Annotated in this window: 11 protein-coding genes; 5 read left to right on the forward strand and 6 right to left on the reverse strand. The window is 41.2% G+C overall.

Annotated elements, in window-relative coordinates:
* Positions 1-42: 42 nt before the first annotated feature.
* Together H9N25_RS12915 and H9N25_RS12920 are read right to left on the reverse strand one after the other, a co-directional pair.
* Entirely contained in the window at positions 43-6,957 is a 6,915-nt protein-coding gene (locus H9N25_RS12915) for an FG-GAP-like repeat-containing protein (protein WP_190326142.1), read from the reverse strand.
* 11 nt (positions 6,958-6,968) lie between these two features.
* The gene (locus H9N25_RS12920; protein WP_190326143.1) at positions 6,969-7,244 is read right to left on the reverse strand and encodes a hypothetical protein; all 276 of its coding nucleotides are present in this window, start codon (positions 7,242-7,244) and stop codon (positions 6,969-6,971) included.
* Positions 7,245-8,025: 781 nt separating this feature from the next.
* On the opposite strand from H9N25_RS12920, the gene H9N25_RS25470 reads away from it, so the two are divergent.
* From H9N25_RS25470 to H9N25_RS12935, 3 genes are read left to right on the forward strand one after another with little or no spacing between them, the layout of a single operon-like run.
* Positions 8,026-8,484, forward strand: coding sequence for a 6-bladed beta-propeller (locus H9N25_RS25470; RefSeq protein ID WP_190326144.1), 459 nt, complete (start codon positions 8,026-8,028; stop codon positions 8,482-8,484).
* Positions 8,481-9,560 (forward strand): carboxypeptidase-like regulatory domain-containing protein, encoded by a 1,080-nt coding sequence (locus tag H9N25_RS12930; protein ID WP_190326145.1) that lies wholly within the window; start codon positions 8,481-8,483, stop codon positions 9,558-9,560. Before H9N25_RS25470 ends, H9N25_RS12930 begins: the two co-directional genes overlap by 4 nt.
* Positions 9,557-10,552 carry a hypothetical protein gene (locus H9N25_RS12935; RefSeq protein WP_190326146.1) on the forward strand — a complete coding sequence of 332 codons (996 nt, stop codon included), beginning with the start codon at positions 9,557-9,559 and terminating at the stop codon, positions 10,550-10,552. Before H9N25_RS12930 ends, H9N25_RS12935 begins: the two co-directional genes overlap by 4 nt.
* A gap of 913 nt (positions 10,553-11,465) precedes the next feature.
* On the opposite strand, the gene H9N25_RS12940 is transcribed toward H9N25_RS12935, so the two are convergent.
* Both H9N25_RS12940 and H9N25_RS12945 read right to left on the reverse strand, forming a co-directional pair.
* Positions 11,466-11,732 (reverse strand): helix-turn-helix domain-containing protein, encoded by a 267-nt coding sequence (locus H9N25_RS12940; RefSeq protein ID WP_190326147.1) that lies wholly within the window; start codon positions 11,730-11,732, stop codon positions 11,466-11,468.
* 287 nt (positions 11,733-12,019) lie between these two features.
* Complete coding sequence (locus tag H9N25_RS12945) at positions 12,020-13,165, reverse strand: hypothetical protein (RefSeq protein WP_190326148.1); 1,146 nt, start codon at positions 13,163-13,165, stop codon at positions 12,020-12,022.
* A gap of 542 nt (positions 13,166-13,707) precedes the next feature.
* On the opposite strand from H9N25_RS12945, the gene H9N25_RS12950 reads away from it, so the two are divergent.
* Complete coding sequence (locus H9N25_RS12950) at positions 13,708-14,526, forward strand: sensor histidine kinase (RefSeq protein ID WP_190326149.1); 819 nt, start codon at positions 13,708-13,710, stop codon at positions 14,524-14,526.
* Positions 14,523-15,260 (forward strand): LytR/AlgR family response regulator transcription factor, encoded by a 738-nt coding sequence (locus tag H9N25_RS12955; RefSeq protein WP_190326150.1) that lies wholly within the window; start codon positions 14,523-14,525, stop codon positions 15,258-15,260. The genes H9N25_RS12950 and H9N25_RS12955 overlap by 4 nt, the downstream gene beginning before the upstream one ends.
* Here H9N25_RS12955 and H9N25_RS12960 read toward each other — a convergent pair.
* Both H9N25_RS12960 and H9N25_RS12965 read right to left on the reverse strand, forming a co-directional pair.
* Positions 15,257-17,338 (reverse strand): lantibiotic dehydratase, encoded by a 2,082-nt coding sequence (locus H9N25_RS12960; protein ID WP_190326151.1) that lies wholly within the window; start codon positions 17,336-17,338, stop codon positions 15,257-15,259. The two genes, H9N25_RS12955 and H9N25_RS12960, sit on opposite strands and share 4 nt — an antisense overlap.
* Entirely contained in the window at positions 17,230-18,270 is a 1,041-nt protein-coding gene (locus H9N25_RS12965) for a lantibiotic dehydratase (RefSeq protein WP_190326152.1), read from the reverse strand. Before H9N25_RS12965 ends, H9N25_RS12960 begins: the two co-directional genes overlap by 109 nt.
* Positions 18,271-18,357 lie beyond the last annotated feature (87 nt).

Below are 18,357 nucleotides of genomic sequence, written 5' to 3' on the forward strand. Positions count from 1 at the left end.
CTGTCGGTGGCGTTGGAGTTGATTTTGGGCAGGGATGCTTTTTTAATAGCTTATTGCCCTGAAATTCTGCCGACTTAGAACCCAGTTTTCAAATTGACGGTTAAATTCGGCTAAGTTTCTGGCCATAGTATTGGCGATGTTGCTAAAGTTGAAATTAACGCTTACTTCGTAATTTGCACCGAATGCGCCAGCTGATCCAAAGAATCCGTTTTTGGATCCCATATTGATACCCATACTCGCTCCTCCAACTGTCTTAATATCCCAGCCGTAACCTGCGCTTACAGTAGTTTCATGGGTAATGAGGTTGTGGCTGACTCCTCCTCCTACTCCCATATAAACGCCGACGCCAAGGTCGCCTTCAAGGCTTGCGTTTGCAAAGTTGCCAAGGCTTACACCGCCTTCGATACAAATACTCTTATCATCGGTGCAGAATTCGAAACTTCCGTCTTTGGCATCGCTAGGATGGGTCTGGTTTTCATTAAAGATCTGCACCATAGCTCCTGATACTGCTCCGTTGGCAAATTTTCCCCCTCCCAGAGCAGATGCGGTACCGCCAACAAGTCCGGAAAGCAAGATACGCTGCTCATTTGTTACACCAGGGAGCTGTGTTACTGGAGTGGCAGCTGAAGTAAAGGATCCTGCCAAGAATCCATGTTCAAAACTTCCTCCCATAGCCTCTGTAGCTATTCCCTGGTTTAGTCCATGCAATGAGGCTTTAGCAAAGTAGTTTCCTTTTAAGAATTCGGGGTTATTGCCGAATGCCTCTCCGATCCCGAAGGTAAAGCAGGCGGAAACACCACCAACTATGCCACCCTTCAAACCATTTTCAAATGCTTGTCCGAAAGTACCACCATTAACCAGTGTGGAGGTGAAACTGCCGGCAAAACCTGCTGCTGCACCACTTGCAACAATCATTCCTGGGGTGACAGTAGCTCCTGCGGTATAAATTGCCGGGGCGGCCAGGTATCCACCTGCAACAGATATTCCCCCCACCAGGGCCCCTTTCCACCAATTTTCATTCCATTGCCAAGGAAGAAGCGAGCCTCCTGCGGCTGAGGCACCCAGGTATGCGCCTACAATAACAGCCACGAGAAATCCAAATTTGCCGTTTTTGTCGATATAGACTGTGGGGTTATTGTACCCATAAAGATATCCGTTAAAAAACTGGGTATTGGCATAACGGTTGTTGGTAATAGGGTCTACACCTGTGAATCTGCCAGATATCGGATCGTATAACCTTGCCGCCATATCTACCAGCCCATAACCATCAAGAGCTATATTGTTCAAATAGCCTTTTTCTTTGGTACCCGTTTCCATGTTTTTTAAGGCATTCCAGTCGTATTTCCATGTTAAGGGATCTCTGCGCAGCCCCCAAATGTCGTAGGCGAATTCTTTCAATATCTTTCCTTTTTCATCTGTAACTGCAATTACGCTCTGCAGGGCATCTTTCAAAAAGTATTCTGCAGTACCTGAGTGACTGTAGAAACTTGCAACAGTTTTGCCTTCAATCTGTATGTTTATCTTTTGGTAGCGCAGCTGTTCTGCCATATTGAGTTTATAGTTGTATTCTGAAAGTCCTCCCAAAAATAGACTTCCACTTCCGCTAGAACTGTTATAAAGGGCACATTTTGTTTCGTCATATGCGTAATGGAATCGGGTATCGGAAATAGAATAAGGAAGGTTGAACTGATTGTAGACGATATCAGTTCTGCTTCCGCCGAAAAGATAGACGAAAAATGCTTCCTGGATATTGCCCGCAGCATCGTAATCGATGGGGTCTTTTCTAACGGTGCCGTTTGAAATATTGGTCAGCTTTACTTCCTTAAATCTGTTGCTGCCAACTTGGTATGCATATTCCAGTTTATAGTCAGCCCCGTACTGTTTTTCTCTGATGTCGCCATCATCTTCATATTTTACAGTTGTGCCATATATCCCGGTTTTGACTGCGATAACCCGGTTAAGTTTGTCATAGTAAATGGAATCTGCCAGGAGAGAATCTTTCGAGGACTGTCGGAAGACAAGGTTTCCTATCTCATCATAGCTGTATTTCATTCCTGCGATGACTTGGGCATTTCGAGTGTATTGGATGCTTTTCAGGCTGTTTAGTTCAGGGCTAAATTCCTGCACTGATCTAATACTGTCGCCCAACTGATAAGCAGTTGTCGTGCCGATCGCATTTTTATCAAGGAGCTTCCAAAATTCTATGGTACGCCCTGCTGTTTTTGAACTGGCACGAACAAGCGTTCCGTTCTCATAACTGTAATCGAGCACAAATTTACTGTTATCATTTTTCATCCCGGTATTAGGATAAATCAGGCTAGAGAGTTGACCTCTTATGTATCTGTATTCATAGATGAGCGTGTTTTTGCTTTTACTCGATGAATGGGGCTCATATAGCCACGATCCTTTGCGGATCTGGTAGCTGTGGGTAAGCATCTGTCCAGAGCTATTATAAGTAAAGGTCTCATCTAGCGGATGGTCGTCGGAGTTAGATGAGATAGATTTTAAGCGCCCTTTTCCCTCCAGAGCTTCGTCCTGGCGGATATAAGTGTAACTGAATTCATGTCGGTTGTATCCAGGCCTATCTGCTTTGATCCCTGTGAGCCTATCGAGCTTATCATAGCTGAAGGCTTTTTCATATCCTTTTGGATCAGTGGTTTTAATTCTTCGTCCATAGGCGTCATATACCGCCGACTCAGGTTTTGAGAAATTGGGACTGATATACTGGGTCCGATTTCCGTTAAGATCATATTCCATTCGGTAGGCCAATCCGTTTTTATCGGTAATGGTCCGTACCCTTCCAAAGTTATCATAGGCGTAGCTGATTGTAAAACCGTTATCGTCGGCTGATTTTTCCAGTTCTCCAAGGATGTTTTTTATGGAGGTGCTTCGCTGTCCTTTTTGATTTATGATTTGGGAAGTAAGGCCAATGTATTCGTTCTTAATAGTTGTATTGTCCGGAAGCAGTGTTAATATTTTTCTGTTGAGCGCATCGTATCTAAAGGTGGTATAGTTTGTTTTTTCTCCCTCAAAGTATGGACTGGATGACCGGGTAAGGTTGCCTTCAGCATCATAATGGTAGCTGGTAAATACTTTTTTGAATCTATAGTCAAGATTTACTTTGAAGACTACTTTACCGGTATTATCGAAAAAATTGATTACGGGAATGCTATGATCTGAGATGCTGCTGGTTTCGACACTAAAATAGCTTGCATTACCGTAGATTGAGCAGTTAGTGCATATGCGCATTTCTTTTCTATTTTCAATGCCTTCTGGTAAAAGTACCTTCTGAAATCTTCCAAATTCATCTGCTGTAGTTGTAGTCCTGCATCCTTTGTCTGCCAATACGCTTTCGACTACCAGACCACTTATAGGATCGGTAAGCTTGGTACTCAGGTACCCCATGGCATCTATTGTGCTTTCCACAAACCGATTGTCCTTGTTGTAAACAGTGGAAATGGTTTTGATCATTGCAGGATCCGGGTTATTGGTAGGAAATATTTTGCTCTCCAAAATGCTACCCGACTTGTTATAGCTATAAGTCTTGGTCAGGCTCAACGGACTCACAGGGTCATCTGCGTCTGATATTTCTTTGATTAGCTGGCCAGTTTCATTGTGGTAGAAGAAAATGGAGGTTCTAACTGTTTTCTGCTCGCCGCGTTGGGTAGTAATTTCTGAAGACTTTAATCTACCCAGTAACCATTTATCTTCATCTATCCATCCATCTTCTACAGAATCGTAATAAACATTGCGAAGGCTTTGGGTGATTTCACTTAGTCCTTGCCCTTTTTTTATCTGGGAGGATAAAATATTTCCCCACCTGTCATATTTGCTTTCTATATCTGAAAAACTCGTAGGTATACCTAATAGATCAAAAGTAGCCGAAGTTTTTTTGATGTTAAATAGGCTATACACGTTTTTATTGTCCAGATGGAAAGTTGTTTCGTATCTCATGCTTTCATCCGAGACCTGGCCCAGCGCCCCATGTACGTAGGTTTTAATTGATTTTATGGGCATTATGCCAAGTTTTAACAGCGAGGAATCCACTAAGCTGGTCTGATCGGTACGGTTTCCGTTGTTTTCATTGATAACCTGTTTGTGCTCAAATCCCAGAAACCCTCGCCCATTAAGTGATACGACGGCATTATAGTAATTGTAGGAGGTATAGTTGAGGGATTTAGAAGAAAGACCGTTAGTAACACCTACCCGCGATACGGTATAGATCGGCGCATGACAGGGGATATAAGGGTAGGAAAGAGCTGTAGATGTAAAAGGATTTTTCTTTTCAATTGTGGATGATGCATATTCCAAGCTTATTTTGCTTTGGTTGGAATGGGTGATGAGGCTGATGTAGCCGTTTTTGATAGTTTCATTTATCGCTACAAATGCAAATAAGCGATCTTCGAGTTCGTTTTTCGGCAGGCCGAGGGCAGAATCGCTGGGTACCTGCCTTGGGTAAGCGAGCATTAGGTCTGAAATGCCGTCGGCATTAAGATCGGCCACATAGGGCTGCCAGTAATCTCCATAAGTAAACTTTGTATAGTACTTATAGCTCTGGTTGCCGCAGAACCAGCCACTTGCCGTAGTGGTAATCGAATCTCCCCAGTAACTGCTTTCGATGATACGTTTGATGTTGTTTTCGATGTTGAGCTTCTGAGGGATGAAGTTTTTGAGGATATCTGACATGGGTGCCTGGTATGGGCGGGAAACCCTCTGTGGATAAAATCCGGTCTCTTCGGGGAATATCTGCCTGATGTTGCGCAGTAGGCATTCATGTTGGCTCATTCCGGCGCAGTCTACTATTTTTTTTATGCGGCCGTCGTCCCAGATTCTTTCCAGTCTGTACAACTGGGAAGCGCAATAGGGCATTACGTAGTCAGTTATGTATCTTTGGCTATAAGAAAAGTTTTTAGCCAGTAGCAACTCGAAATCTCCATCGGCTTTGCTGAGTTTGAACTGTCCTTGCCCATTTCCGTAAGCAATGAGTTGAAACCAGCCTTTTTCATCGGTCTTCTGAAGAATCAGGTCCGGATTTCCGTCTCCGTTAAAGTCCCCGAAGCTGGATTTATGGTTGTAAGCAAATTTTTTGCTGTTTGTTAAGACACTCTTGTTACGAAAAGTAAATGTTCCGTCTCCCTTTCCCAGGGCAACATATACTGCCCATCCGTCCTGATCTGAGTTAGATATGAGGATATCAATATTGCCGTCCTTATTGATGTCTGCATACATGAGGTTTCCCAGTTTGGAATAATCTCCTTCTGCGATGGTCTGGTTGGTACCTTTTTCGATCAGGGAATCTAGCTGGCTCTGGTTGAGCTCGCCAGCCGCTATCTTTTTCATGATATCGTCATAAGACATTCCATCTGGAAATTTGATGTCCACTCCAGGGTTAAAAACAACCTGATCTGCTTTGTTCTCTTCACTTTGGATAAAGCCCAAGTCTTTGCTATTGGCAAACATGAAGGATTTAATGTACCAGCCATCTTTGTTTGTCCAGGTATATAGCAGATCAGTTATGCCATCCCCATTTAGGTCTGTTGCCTGGGAGTTGTAGTTTTCATCTGGTATGTTGCCTTTACTGTATACTCTGCGTGTACCAGCCTTGATAGCGGAAGGAGAATAAAAGAAGGATTGGTAGTTAATCTGTTTTTTATCTATGTAGTAAAGCAATATATCAGAATATCCATCTGCATTGAGATCGCCTACGCCAAAGCAGAAGTTCTTAAATTCGAGGGCAGGTAGAGAGGCGATATTGCGTGAGATGGACTCCTTTAATTTAAAATTGCCATTGGATCCACCAGTTGAAGAGTAGTAAGTGTAGATACAGAATTTATCGTTTTCTTTAGAAAGGTAGACCAGATCGTTAAGCCCATCGGCATTAAAGTCTCCTGTAAAAGATTTTGCTTTGGCATCGATGGTGGTTAGCACCGTATCCACATGTGTAAAGTGCGTAAAGTTTCCCTTTCTATCGTTTAGCGACAGAAAGTATGTGAGTTTGTTACCGTGGTTTTTGTGCATGAGCTTATCGGGAAACCCGTCGCCGTTAAAATCTGCTATGGCCACTTTATAATCTTCCTCTAAAGTAATATCTTCTTTAAATGGGGCTTTGGAAGAAAGTCTGTGCTCGGTTTTGGCCTTAGACCAGTCAAACAGAATGGCATTGGAAGCATCGCTCATTTTTTTTCCATAACTGGTTTTGTTGTTTTTGTCAAGGTATCCTATGGTAGACTGATAAACCCTATTCAATAAGAGGCGGTTGGATACGGGATCGAGAATGTAATCAAAATTGTATTCTTTGAGTAGCTTTTCAGATGTACTCTGTTGTGGTTTATAGTAAGAAATAATTGAGGCGAGGGGCTTATTTATAGTAATGGTTTCTCCTCTGAGATACTGCGTTCTGCTCCAGTTAACTGGATTAGACTGCCCGAAGAGTCTTTTGCCCCAGTCGTAATTAAACTTTACCTTGCCCGTGGCGGATTGATCGTTGCCACCATAGTAAATTTCATCGGGAGAATAGTAATTGTTTTCCAGATTATATTTAAAATAGATCCAATTATTATTCTTATCTCGGATGAGGGTCACAAGCCATATCAGGGGCACGTTTTCGTTAATGAGTGTTTTAGTGTAGACGATGCCTTTAGTGTTCTCCTCTTCTAATTTTGACATTCCTGCCATACTACGGAGGTTCTGGATATCGCCGTAATAGTATTCCAGTCCGTCTTTGGTTTCAACCTTGATCAGCCTGATGCCGTTGATGGTGTTTACTCCAGTGTTTTTCTCTATAGTTGCTCTTTTAAAAGAATTGTTTTCGGTAAAATACCTGCTGCCCAGCAGTCCTTCATCCCCTACTACAGCGAAAAGGCGCTGACCATCGAGCTGCAGGTGGTCTTCAGCACTGAATAAAACTGGCTGGGAAAATCCGTCAATGCTGTTAGAGTTACCTGTCCTTGTAATCATGGAGAACCCGTTCAATGACCATCCTTCCCCAGGATCGAGGATGAACTGCTTGAACTGTAGGATACCGAAAGCTGTGGTGTCATGCCACCAACGCCAGGTGATACCGAGAAAGGTAAATCATACAGCGCCGAACCTGTTTCGGAAACAGAGAAGGCTCCCTTAAAGCCCGAGTATAGTAGCGGATTATCCTTTTTTAGTTTGTTTAAAAAATCGAGTCCGGGGTTCTGGGCAGCAGCCTGGAAACCAAAGATGATTAGTAGGGCGATGTAGATGAATAGCCGGTTCATAGTGAGATTACGTTTATTTGTTTCTGTAATGGTGCTTTAATTTACCTATAGAATTAGATCTGCGGTTTCATTTTATATATCTGCTCTGATTCACAGCACATTCGTACTGGTACAGATAGGAAATCGGCTTGAACAGTTTGCTTGTTTTTCCGACACGTTAAGTATCAGATACTGAAAATTACAGATAAATACTCTTATGATCAATACCTAATTTTGAGTACTTATTACCTTTGACTATGATGGATTGTTTATCTTTTTTGAAGCTACACGAAAGTCAGTGTATGAAACCTGAATATCAAACGAATCCAAATGATTTTATGGCTGGTATTGATAAGACAGAAAACTAAATGATCTAAAAGACTAGCACGTTTGTTCTGCGCCCTTGTTTTTTCTGAAAATAGCGGAAAAGGTAATTCTTTCTTCATAAAAGAATGATGGATGATTTGCATTTATTTAATTAGCCATGGGTTGATGTTTACCCAGGTGATTCAAAATTACCATTACAACCATCAACCAAACTGAAATTGGCGAATTACTCCATTTTATTGCCATCTGCAATTGAATTTGATCATATTACCACTTTAGAACACACACTAGTTGTCTTTTTTTCATTTTCATTTTATACTATCAAGACCTTATACCCTTTCAATAATTGAATAAATATCCATAGCTATGTTTTTTTATTAAATTAGAATATATATATATTCGATAACCAAATATCCATCCGAACGCGCTTATGAACTTGTCCAAAATTACATCTGTACTATTGCTAATTCTTGTGATGGCTTCGCCTAAACAGAAGCCCAAATCTTTTTTAAAAAAAAACGTTAAGGAAATAAATATAAATACTGTTGTAAATGGCGCCAGGTTTGTCGACTCTAAAAATCTTTATGACTCGGTAGTGTATGTCCCCCTAAAAACTACCCGGAATAATCTGATTGGCAAGATTGATCAACTGGGAATAACCGATAAATATTTTATAATACTGGGCCAGGCTTCAAAATCTATTTCAATCTATTTAAAGGATGGAAAGTTTAGCGCTTGTTTCATCAGCCATCTTCCAGCGGCCTATATTTTAAAATCTTATCAGCAAATAGCCAAGACAGAAAAACTTCCGCCCTTTACTGTGCAATCCCGCAGTTTATTCGAAGGCATCAGAAGCCTGGACAATCCGGTCTTGGTCAAACTTTATCCAAAAAAGTTCATTTTTCCTAAAAACTTTTCTGCTAAAGGGATATGAAAAATCTTATATCCGGCAACCCTTGCTTGGTGAATAAGGTTTCACAACAGCAGTTAGTATTTATATTGATATTATTCCTATTTTCATTTCAGTTTAGTACTGTCTGCTCTCAGGTAACGTATAAGGGAACTGTGATCAGTGAAAATGAAAAGAAACCGCTTGCACTGGTAACGGTAAAACTTCAGCAGCAACAAAGAGATTCCATTTCAAACGAAAAAGGAATTTTCGAAATCCATGCCAACCAACAACGGGATACGCTGATCTTTAGCTGTATCGGCTACGATATCAAAAAGATACCTACAGTCAACTTTATAAATGGACAGACTGTACTGTTGAAAGAGGATAATTATACACTAAACGAAGTGCAGATCAGCGTGAAGAAACAATTCGAAGTTTTAGGTAAATTTTCTTATGATGAGGTCAACTATAGCATTAAAAACGAAAACCAGGAGCTATTCGTTTCCTCACCACGGCCCATTGCAAAATTGTTTGAGACGACGGCAAGTGATTTTAAACTGGAGTATATTACTCTTGGCCGTTTTGTGCAAAAACATTCTCCTCCATCCAAACCGCTTTTTTCACCAAATGGCCGTACTACTTTATTTCCGCTTAACGATGAACTTTATTTTAATAGGAATAAACACCTCGATACATCGAAGGTTAATATTTATATAACAGGCGTAGATTCTATAACCCGTGGACCCGACACATTGCTCTACTACAAAAAGATAGAAGTAATATTGAACAGTTATCAGACCTTGAACCAGATCGATCTGCGGAAGCTGAACATCCGTCCTCCCGGTTCAAGGTTTTTTGTTATTATAGAATGGCTTTATGAACTCCAGAACCAGACCTACAAAATCGGCCATAAAATGGTGACCGACAATCTTCAGAACGTTTTTATCCCCCAATATACCATTGGCTATGAACCTTTTATTGCGCTATATCCACAATCTGCCGATAAAACAAGTAATCGCTTTATCAAACAAGACGGAAAGTGGTATGCGCTGGATAAACCTGCAGGAGATGCTTCAAGGGAAATCGCACTGTCCATAAATATCTCATACTACAAATGAAAATGCTTAAATACCTGATTCTGTTCTGTGCTTATGCGTTGTTTGGGCAGATACCAACGTTACAAGGGCAAGAAATCAACCGTGTTACGATTTTAATCACCGACAGTACGACTAAAAAACCTATAATCGGCGCTCTGGTGTCCTGTAAAGCCAGACAGACCTATACCATGGCCGATAAAGTGGGAAAAGTGGATCTGATAGCTACCAGAACCGATTCGATTTACGTCGAGATGCAAAACTACTTATCAAAAAAAATCACGATAAAAGATGCGGAAAATGGAAGGGTTCAACTGGTCCAAAAAAAGGCAATAGCAAGCGGTTTTAAACAGATCAAAAGCATTAAAAAATTAACGCTTAACGAATTTAACATCGCCAATGTGAAGCACTATGTGTATTTTCCAGATCCGTTTAACCCTTTGCCATACCAACAGGTGGCTCAACGTTTATATAATCCGGCAGAACGTTATATGTTGGAAAAAATTTCTGTTGCCCAGCTCTTGTTCGACGTTAAGCTAGCAGTTTCTGAGAATAACCGTCTTGTTTTCACTTACAACTATAGAGATGGCGATTCTCCTGGCGGAGATAACAGCAGACTTTACAAGTATGAGGATTTGCAAAATACTACTTTTAGGGTCAGGGTCTATCGTGCCGATGCTGCTGGTTTTCCCGCTGAAGATCTATGCAATGAGGAAATCAATATAACTGCGGAAAACTCAGAAAAAATCGTGGCGAACCTTTCAAAATATAAAATTATCATACCAAAGGGCGACTTCTTTGTCGCCATACAATGGTTGCCTAACATAGATAATGCAAGTCAGATCGCATACAGTACGTTTTCTTCAACCAAACTAACCGGTTTCAAACCTTATGTAGGTGTCGAACCAATCAAGGGTAAAGACGTTACATTTTTTGTGAAAGATTATTCAGGAAATTGGAAAATAAGTCCGGATAAAGTAAAATTGGCCATAGCTATTACAGGCAGCACAGAATAGGCGCTATAGAAAACTACCCGATGTTAACCGTCAATAAATTGACCATTATGAAAAGAAAAAATTTAATCAAAGGTACATTGATCCTCTTTGCACTAGCAGGCGGTGGAGTCCAAATTAATCTCCAGACTGAAGAGATAATCCAGAGGCATTTTTTTGGCATCAAAAATACTTGTTAAGATGCCCAAATCCTCAACGGAATCAAACTTGAGGCTGAATGAAGATACTAGGTTGTGAATATCATAAAAATCTCTAGCCCTAGACTTCTAGGTCAGACTAAACGCAATATCTCTATAAGAAGGATTTTGCTAACAATGCGCCCTATATTTCTCAAGAGCCAGCATCTCAGGAGAATAAACATAGACAATAGTCCCATCAAAATCCTTTGCCATCGAAAAATCAATATCGATACTAGATCGGCTAGACAGATCATATAAAAGATTAATTTTATTGGGTGTTGGATGTTGGTCCCCTTTCGGGATGTCACTCTGATGGAGCACGACCCCTTCTAGTAAGAGATTTTTAATTATCGACTTTTAAAATCTGAAATTATTTTCTCGACTCATTTCTAGGAATCTTCAACTCCGCAATCCGCTTCAAATCCTCCATAAAAAAGTTCGTTAACGATCTCGTTGGGAGCACCTCACCAGCCAATCAGTTTTAGGCTTGGTTGTCTCATTTTTTATTTTACGCAACCCGCTATTATGCTATTAATTATTATTTACTCGATTACAATTGATGGATGGTGATAGTGTTTAGAGCTGATTATAAAATAAATGCTCCCCTAGCTGGTTTAAAGGGAGCATTTAAATATTCAGGTAAATAACCGTTTTCTCATTAACCAGCAAGCCAGGCCCAGTACCGCTACCAGCCCGATGTACAACATAGCCAAACGCGGCTTTCTGCTTATATGTTATTACTTCACGGATTGATCAAACCCGTCGCTGAAGAACTCAGCAAGGCTAATATCCAATGCTGAAAGCACTTTGAGCAAAGATGAGAAATACAGATCTTCTCCATTTTCATATCGCCAGAGCTGGGTATGGTTAAGGTCATGTTTAAAGGCAAATTTTTCATAGTTCCGTTCCCCTTTAGCTTCCCTAAGGGAACGAATCCGTGCACCAAGCAATTTTAAAACTTCCTTTATATGCTCGCTCTCCTCTTCGTTTTTAGCTCTACTCATAACGTAAAGTAAACCAAAATGATGCGCGAGAGGTACTTCTAAAAAGAAACATCATAACAGATACATCTTATTAGAAACAAATTTATTATCTTTATAAAGCTGCAGATATTAAAAAATATATGGAAAAGGAGGAATTATTACAGACCCCTATTAACAGGCTTGGTTTTAGTACTGAATTCTGTAAAGCTTGTGATTCAATGCATTTCAGCACATTGAAGGACATCACATCTCTTTTGCCTGAACGACTGATCAATAAAAAAGGGTTTAGCTATAGCTGGCTGGGGAACTCAGCGCATATTTAGATAAGAGAGGACTGTTGCATTTATTGCAACGGCCATAGGAAAAAAATTACGGTTGATCCGCAGGACCATACGCTGTAACAGGTCACGCACACGTGCGGCAGTATGTTGGTCAATACTATAAAATTCTTTACTCAGGCTTCCAGGAGAAATAACAGCTTGTCTTTTACTTTGATAGTGACCAGCGAAACCTTTAAAAATAAACTGAAGATTCTGAGTGGCGAAAACACTTTCTTCAAACAATAAACGGATTAGACAGGAAAGATGTGCAACAGACAATTCCAATGGTATCTTAGGAATAGCAACTTCACTCCTCTTGCTCAAAGACTTTTCTGTTAGCAGAATTTCTTCCTGGAGCCAATCTCCCAACATAATTTTTAGAGATGGCCATGAAATATTATAAGCTATGTGTTTCACTTCAGGAACAGATGCCACCGTAGCCTTTTGATTATGTAGATAGTTGATTTTGTCGTCTAAACAAATAAAAGCTTCCAATTCCTTACGGATCTTATTCTGTCGGTAAACTAAAAAAGCAAGGTGGTTAAAATTAGCGCTGGAAAGAAAAGAGATGAGATTGTTATCTGCCTTGTCCGAAAAGATATCAATCAAAAGCATTTGCTCAATAATATACTTAGAATAGGATATTTCCCGAAAAGAATACCGCCTGGAGTAATTGATCTCATTGAGTTCCTCTACCCATTTACAGACCGAAGTTTTCAGCTCAGCGCTTATTTGTGCTTTTTTAAGTTTACTTTTCAGCAGCCGAACATCCTCGCTCCATTGTTCAATTGAGCGTTGATGATAGGCTATAGGCGCCATAGCATCATTATTAAAATAGTTCGGAAAATATTGCTTTAAATGGTCAAGGAGGAATAAAGGGTCAGTAGTTTTTTTTGAAAGTTCAATATCTGCCATATTAAAAAGGGTATCCGAAATTTTCAGGATACCCTCAAGCTGATAATAAAAATAACGCCTTAAGCTTTTATCAGAAATCTCCGAGAAAGCCATCATTTTCCATCCTTCAAAAAGCCGTTGGGATTTTGATTGGAAAGTCGATTCTACGATAATATCGTTACCTGAATTTCCCCATGTAGAGAACAGTTTCTCGATATCATGTAATTCATCTTTAAGCATAAGATGTGATCAATTCCAATACCTTTGTAACTAATTTTTTAACAAATGGGTACTGGTTATACTGATTGTAAGGCTAGTCGTATCGGTATCACGATTTTGCAGCTTGGCACCCATTGTCTTAAAGTTGCTCACTCTAATAGTTTTTTTCTCTGGAAGTTTAATTGAATTTTTCATGATTTTATATTTTTTATATTAAATTAAGAGTTTGCGAAGTTGCAAGGATATTTATTACAGATTCGTAAAGTTTTGGAGTAAAAAAAGCTTTCATAGTACAGGATATGTTAAAACTAGTGGTAAAAAAGTTTAATAAAAATTTCTTGTTGGTACACATTATCTGCTGGGCTTCGTTCATCACCTACGAACTGACAATGGTCTATATTGCCTTAGGTACCTTAGAAAGACCTTGGGTTTATATAGTATTTTATACGATTAATATTTCATTTTTTTATCTATTTGCCGCATTACTGAATTATGTTTTCAAAGAAAGGAAACCTCGGTATTTCAAAGGTATCCTGGGGTACATTTTGCTGTTTAGCATATACATGATAACTAAATCAGTTGCCGATTATCTGATTAATAGTTCGCCTGCAAATCATTCCAACACCATCCTTTATGTGGAAAGTTTCTTACAGCGAAATATCATGAGAGCATTATACTTCTCTATTTTGGCCATGTTTTATTCGTTGGCAGGTCGCATAGCTTTTTTCAAAAGACAGACGCTGGAGGCGGAAAAGCGTCAATTAATTATTGAAAAAGAAAAAGCAGAGTTAGAAAACCAGCTTACCAAATCCCGTAACGCCTATCTGCAACAACAGATTAACCCCCATATGCTCTTCAATGCGCTCAACTTTGTTTACAACAGCGCCCAAAAATATTCCGATGATGCCGCTAATTGCATTTGGCTCCTTTCGGAGATCATGCGTTTCAGCCTGGAGGAAGCAGGTTCGGATGGAAAAATTAAACTGGATAGAGAAGTTGAGCAGATTGAAAATCTCGTGGCCATTAACCGCTACCGGTTTAAAGAGCCGCTATATCTCAAGCTAGAAATGCATGGTGATTTCAGTCGCTATAAAATAATTCCACTGATCTTGCTTACACTGACAGAAAACCTGTTCAAACATGGGAACTTGACCGAAGTTACCTCTCCGGCTGTACTGAAGTTAACCACAAACGAAACAGGACAACTAACCTTTTACAGCAGAAACTTAAAAAAATCAAAGAACGGACATCCGCGTCAGCGAAAAGCACTGGGTCTACAAAACATCCGGCTTCGCATGGATTCATTTTACAAAGGCAATTACAAGCTGGAAATCAATGAGCCTGGCGAATTTTACGAACTCACTTTAACCCTTAAATTATGAGCTTAACCTGCTATATCATTGATGATGAATATCATTCAATTGAAGTACTCGCTAAGTACATCAATCAAACCCCAGGCCTGGAACTGGTTGGTAGCTCCACCAACCCGCTTTTAGCACTGGAAGAATTATGCACTATCCAAACTCCCGATATTGTTCTTTTAGATGTCGATATGCCACAGCTCAACGGCCTTGATGTGGCAGACCTTATCGGTTCAGCAAGCAACATTATTTTCACAACCTCCTACCGCGAGTACGCACCTGAAGCATTTGAAAAAGATGCAGTAGATTACCTGCTAAAGCCCATTAATTACGCCAGGTTTTTAAAGTCAGTTACCAGGGTGCGCTCAAACCTTACCAGTCAGGTAGATCAAATTGCTGCTAGCCCATTTTTTTTCGTCAAAAGCAACATTAAAGGAAAATTTAACCGGATCACCATCGCAGAGATCCGTTATATCGAAAATATTGGTAACTATATCATTATCCACATGAATGACGAAAAAGTAACCACTTACATCACTTTAGCGGAAGTCCTTTCCAAGTTGCCTGTTGAAGGTTTTTCCAGGATCCATCAGTCTTATATTGTCAACCATGCAGCTATTCGTTCATTGGAATACGCCCAGGTAAGGCTAAGCGGAGGAGTGAGTGTTCCGATTGGAGGGACTTACCGCACCGCCTTCCGGGAAAAAATCCAGCCCGCTTTACTCATCAGTAAAAGAGACAAAAGTGATCACTAGACTGAAGATTTTCCGCGGGCCAAAAGCGAAGCATTATACTTTTGCAGGCAATAGTAAACGAGCAACTCCTGTTGCCTTTGTCTAACGGAAAAAGTCCGGTTCAGTTGCATATGTACCAGATCGGCTAATAGCACCATTTTTTTATCATTTGAATAGCTGCTGGTAAGCCCGTTTAAAACTGACATCTGCTTTAAAAGCGGCAAAAGGTGCTTCGATAATTCTTTGCTTTCCAGCAAATCCGCTATTAATAATTTCTTCTCCCGGTATTTCTCATCCATTGCGATCTTAAGCGTTTTATCTGCCCTGAACTCCGCCATAAACCGGTCCTTCACCTTACCAAGGTAATCCAGAGCATCAGCCAGAGACGGAAAAAAGCAGCTGACCATGCGATAGGCAGTAAGTGTGGCCAGTTCAAATTCGCTAAGTTGAAGGGAACTGTTCCCCCTTAAAGTTAACGCAAACGCAGCAAGGTGGCTTCCCACGCAAAAAAGTTCCTCAACATGTGAAATGAGACCGGGGCCATACCGTTCGAGTTCTCTCCGGTAGGTATCTCCCTGGAAATCCCGGATGAGTTTATCATGTCCGGATGATTCAATTTTTTTTCGCAAGGCCACGAGTATTGCGCCAAGATCATGTTCTTCCGCCTGAATACGCAAACGCAGGTGATAACCTTTATCGCTGTAGCGGATGAAAAACCAATTTTTGATCCGCTTTTTCTGTGCTTTGATGAACGGAAAAATCACCTTACTAAGGATTTCTTCCGAAGCACGTGGAATGCAGAAAATTTTAAGGTAAAGCCAGTTACTCCCCATTAAAAAGTCGCGTTGCTTTTCGCCGTAAACAGTAGTACTTTCCTTTTTTAAGGGTTTATAAATATTATTTTCGTGGGCAAGAAAAGCAATCATCTGTCCTGCAAGTGGCTTTTTACCAGACAGAACGGAGCGGTCTGGCAATAAATATTCCTGAATGGTTATCTGCTTTAAACCATCAATGCACTGCAGAAAAAACCTCACCTCAGTGGAATTGGCCAGATCAAAAACCAACTGCTGGTCTGTTGCCCCTATGGTGATGTGCCGGGGCAGGTGGTGCTTTCTGCGAAAACCATCCAGGGTTTTGAATGGATCAACGTTATCTCGTGCAGTTAATGGCGCTATGTCAGATTCCTTAAAATTCCATTTCGCCAGGCAGAGGATCACCTTTCCGTAACAGACCCGTGGATAAAAAGTAAGGCCTGGAAAAAAGTTCTCCAGGCTAAATGACAGTCCTGCCTGTACCCCCTGAAATTGCAGATCGCACAATAGCCGGAAAACCGGCGAATGGTTATTTCGAAAGTTATAGGCCGTCGCCAGCCGGGGAATTACTCTTTTGTTCAACTTAGACGACTCTAATATCAATTCATCCCCTTTAAGAGAAAGCATGAGTTCGCCTGGCAGTACCAGGTTTTCAGCTGGCTGCGAAGGAAATACATTCAGGGGTATCTCGTGAGCATAAATGGGCTTGCGACGATTGATATTGTCCACATGGCTATCAGACTGCTGGGCAATGTCGGCAAAAACAACTTCTGGGTTTGCAGTAGTTTCCTTTGCGGCAAGCTCGCGGCAAAACTGGTGTACCGGATCACTGAAACAGGAAAACCTTCCGATCAGCGAAGCGGCGGTTACCCCACCCGAACTTTCGATGATCAGGTGCTCGCCCGTCGAACGGTACATGAGCGCCTGCGTCTGGGGCAAAGGCAATACTGCCTTTTTATGATTTTCCAGTTTAATCACATCACCTTCACTGATCTGCAGGGGCGACCAGGGATCGCGAAGGGTATCCCCTATCCAGAGCCTGAAGATAAACTGCTGGGAGGCATGCCATCCAAGTGTTCTATTTTCATCTTCCGGTTCAGGGAAAGGAATATTCTCCAGGATATCCTGGTCAGGCATGGATGGCGCCATCTCCCCATAATGCAGCCCTCCATCGGGATCTAAGGCCAGCAGCAAAGGCACCCTTTCCTGATCAAAGCGGGCACGGAAATCACGGATAAAACGCGACAGATCAGCAGGCTGCTCAGCGTTTGCCAATAACTGCAGCACATGGACTGCTTTGGACAATTCTTCCTGTTCAGCGCTATCTGGCCCCCAGTGTTATTTGGCCTTTCCAGTGCTGCATAAAATGGCTGGCCAAAAGGCTTATTTTCCTTTGCAATTTTACCGACATCCCTGGCCAAAGCCGACAGATCGGCTTCACCCAATAAGGGAATCCTGATGTAATTTTTCCAGAAATTACTCCAGCCAGGTAAGCCAGGGAAGCGCTCACTCACCTCATTGCTGATTACTCTTCCCTGAGTGCCATTGAAAACCGCCCCTGCATCAAGCAGAAACCCGATGTATTCTTCTGCATCTTCTGCTAAACATTCAGCGTGCTGCACAATCCAGCTCAGCAGTATTTTTTTTGAAATCTTCTTTGAAGATAAAAATGAAAACAGCTGTACATTAAATTTTACGGCTGCAATCCCTTCCAGAGAAAAACTAAACCGGCCCTTATCATCCAAAGATGATTTCGTATAGCGGAAAACGTCATTAAACCGGTACAGCGTAGGGTTGACCATTAATCCGTCTGGCAGATCAGCCTCCGCCCTGTTCTTCAATTTTCTCAAAAAATTCTGGTCAGGCCATAAATGAAGGATTGACTCATCGCTTCCGGCAAGCCTGACCTGACCACCGCTTGCCCATTGCAGTAAAGTGAAGGAGGAGAAGCTTCCAAAAGGGGTTGGCCGGAAACACATCCGGTTATAATACTTATAAAGGGTATGTTTTTCCTTATCTGCTAATTTATCGAAATCAAATTCCTTTTTTTCAAGCAGCGCATAAAACGCTGCGCTTGCCAAAAAAACTGCATTGCGAAAAGCCTGTTCCTGCAACACTTCCGGCAACCGCGAGAGATCATAGCCTGTAAAGCTATAGTACGGTGCCCGTAAAAATAACTGCGGTAAAAACCGGTATAGCATTGACTGACTTTCTTTCATCTCTTCGTCGCTTAAAAGGGTATACTACCCATCTCATACTGTTTTGGCTTTTCTATTCGCCCTTAATTTGTTTCTATAATTCTTTTA

Origin of the sequence: Pedobacter riviphilus, from assembly GCF_014692875.1 — a bacterium.
Lineage (GTDB): Bacteria > Bacteroidota > Bacteroidia > Sphingobacteriales > Sphingobacteriaceae > Pedobacter > Pedobacter riviphilus.

Coding starts and splice junctions, on each gene's coding strand:
- H9N25_RS12920 (WP_190326143.1), bottom strand. CDS start 7,244: ATGAACCGGCTATTCATCTACATCGCCCTACTAATCATCTTTGGTTTC.
- H9N25_RS25470 (WP_190326144.1), top strand. CDS start 8,026: ATGGCTTCGCCTAAACAGAAGCCCAAATCTTTTTTAAAAAAAAACGTT.
- H9N25_RS12935 (WP_190326146.1), top strand. CDS start 9,557: ATGAAAATGCTTAAATACCTGATTCTGTTCTGTGCTTATGCGTTGTTT.
- H9N25_RS12915 (WP_190326142.1), bottom strand. CDS start 6,957: ATGATTACAAGGACAGGTAACTCTAACAGCATTGACGGATTTTCCCAG.
- H9N25_RS12950 (WP_190326149.1), top strand. CDS start 13,708: ATGATAACTAAATCAGTTGCCGATTATCTGATTAATAGTTCGCCTGCA.
- H9N25_RS12940 (WP_190326147.1), bottom strand. CDS start 11,732: ATGAGTAGAGCTAAAAACGAAGAGGAGAGCGAGCATATAAAGGAAGTT.
- H9N25_RS12955 (WP_190326150.1), top strand. CDS start 14,523: ATGAGCTTAACCTGCTATATCATTGATGATGAATATCATTCAATTGAA.
- H9N25_RS12965 (WP_190326152.1), bottom strand. CDS start 18,270: ATGAAAGAAAGTCAGTCAATGCTATACCGGTTTTTACCGCAGTTATTT.
- H9N25_RS12930 (WP_190326145.1), top strand. CDS start 8,481: ATGAAAAATCTTATATCCGGCAACCCTTGCTTGGTGAATAAGGTTTCA.
- H9N25_RS12945 (WP_190326148.1), bottom strand. CDS start 13,165: ATGCTTAAAGATGAATTACATGATATCGAGAAACTGTTCTCTACATGG.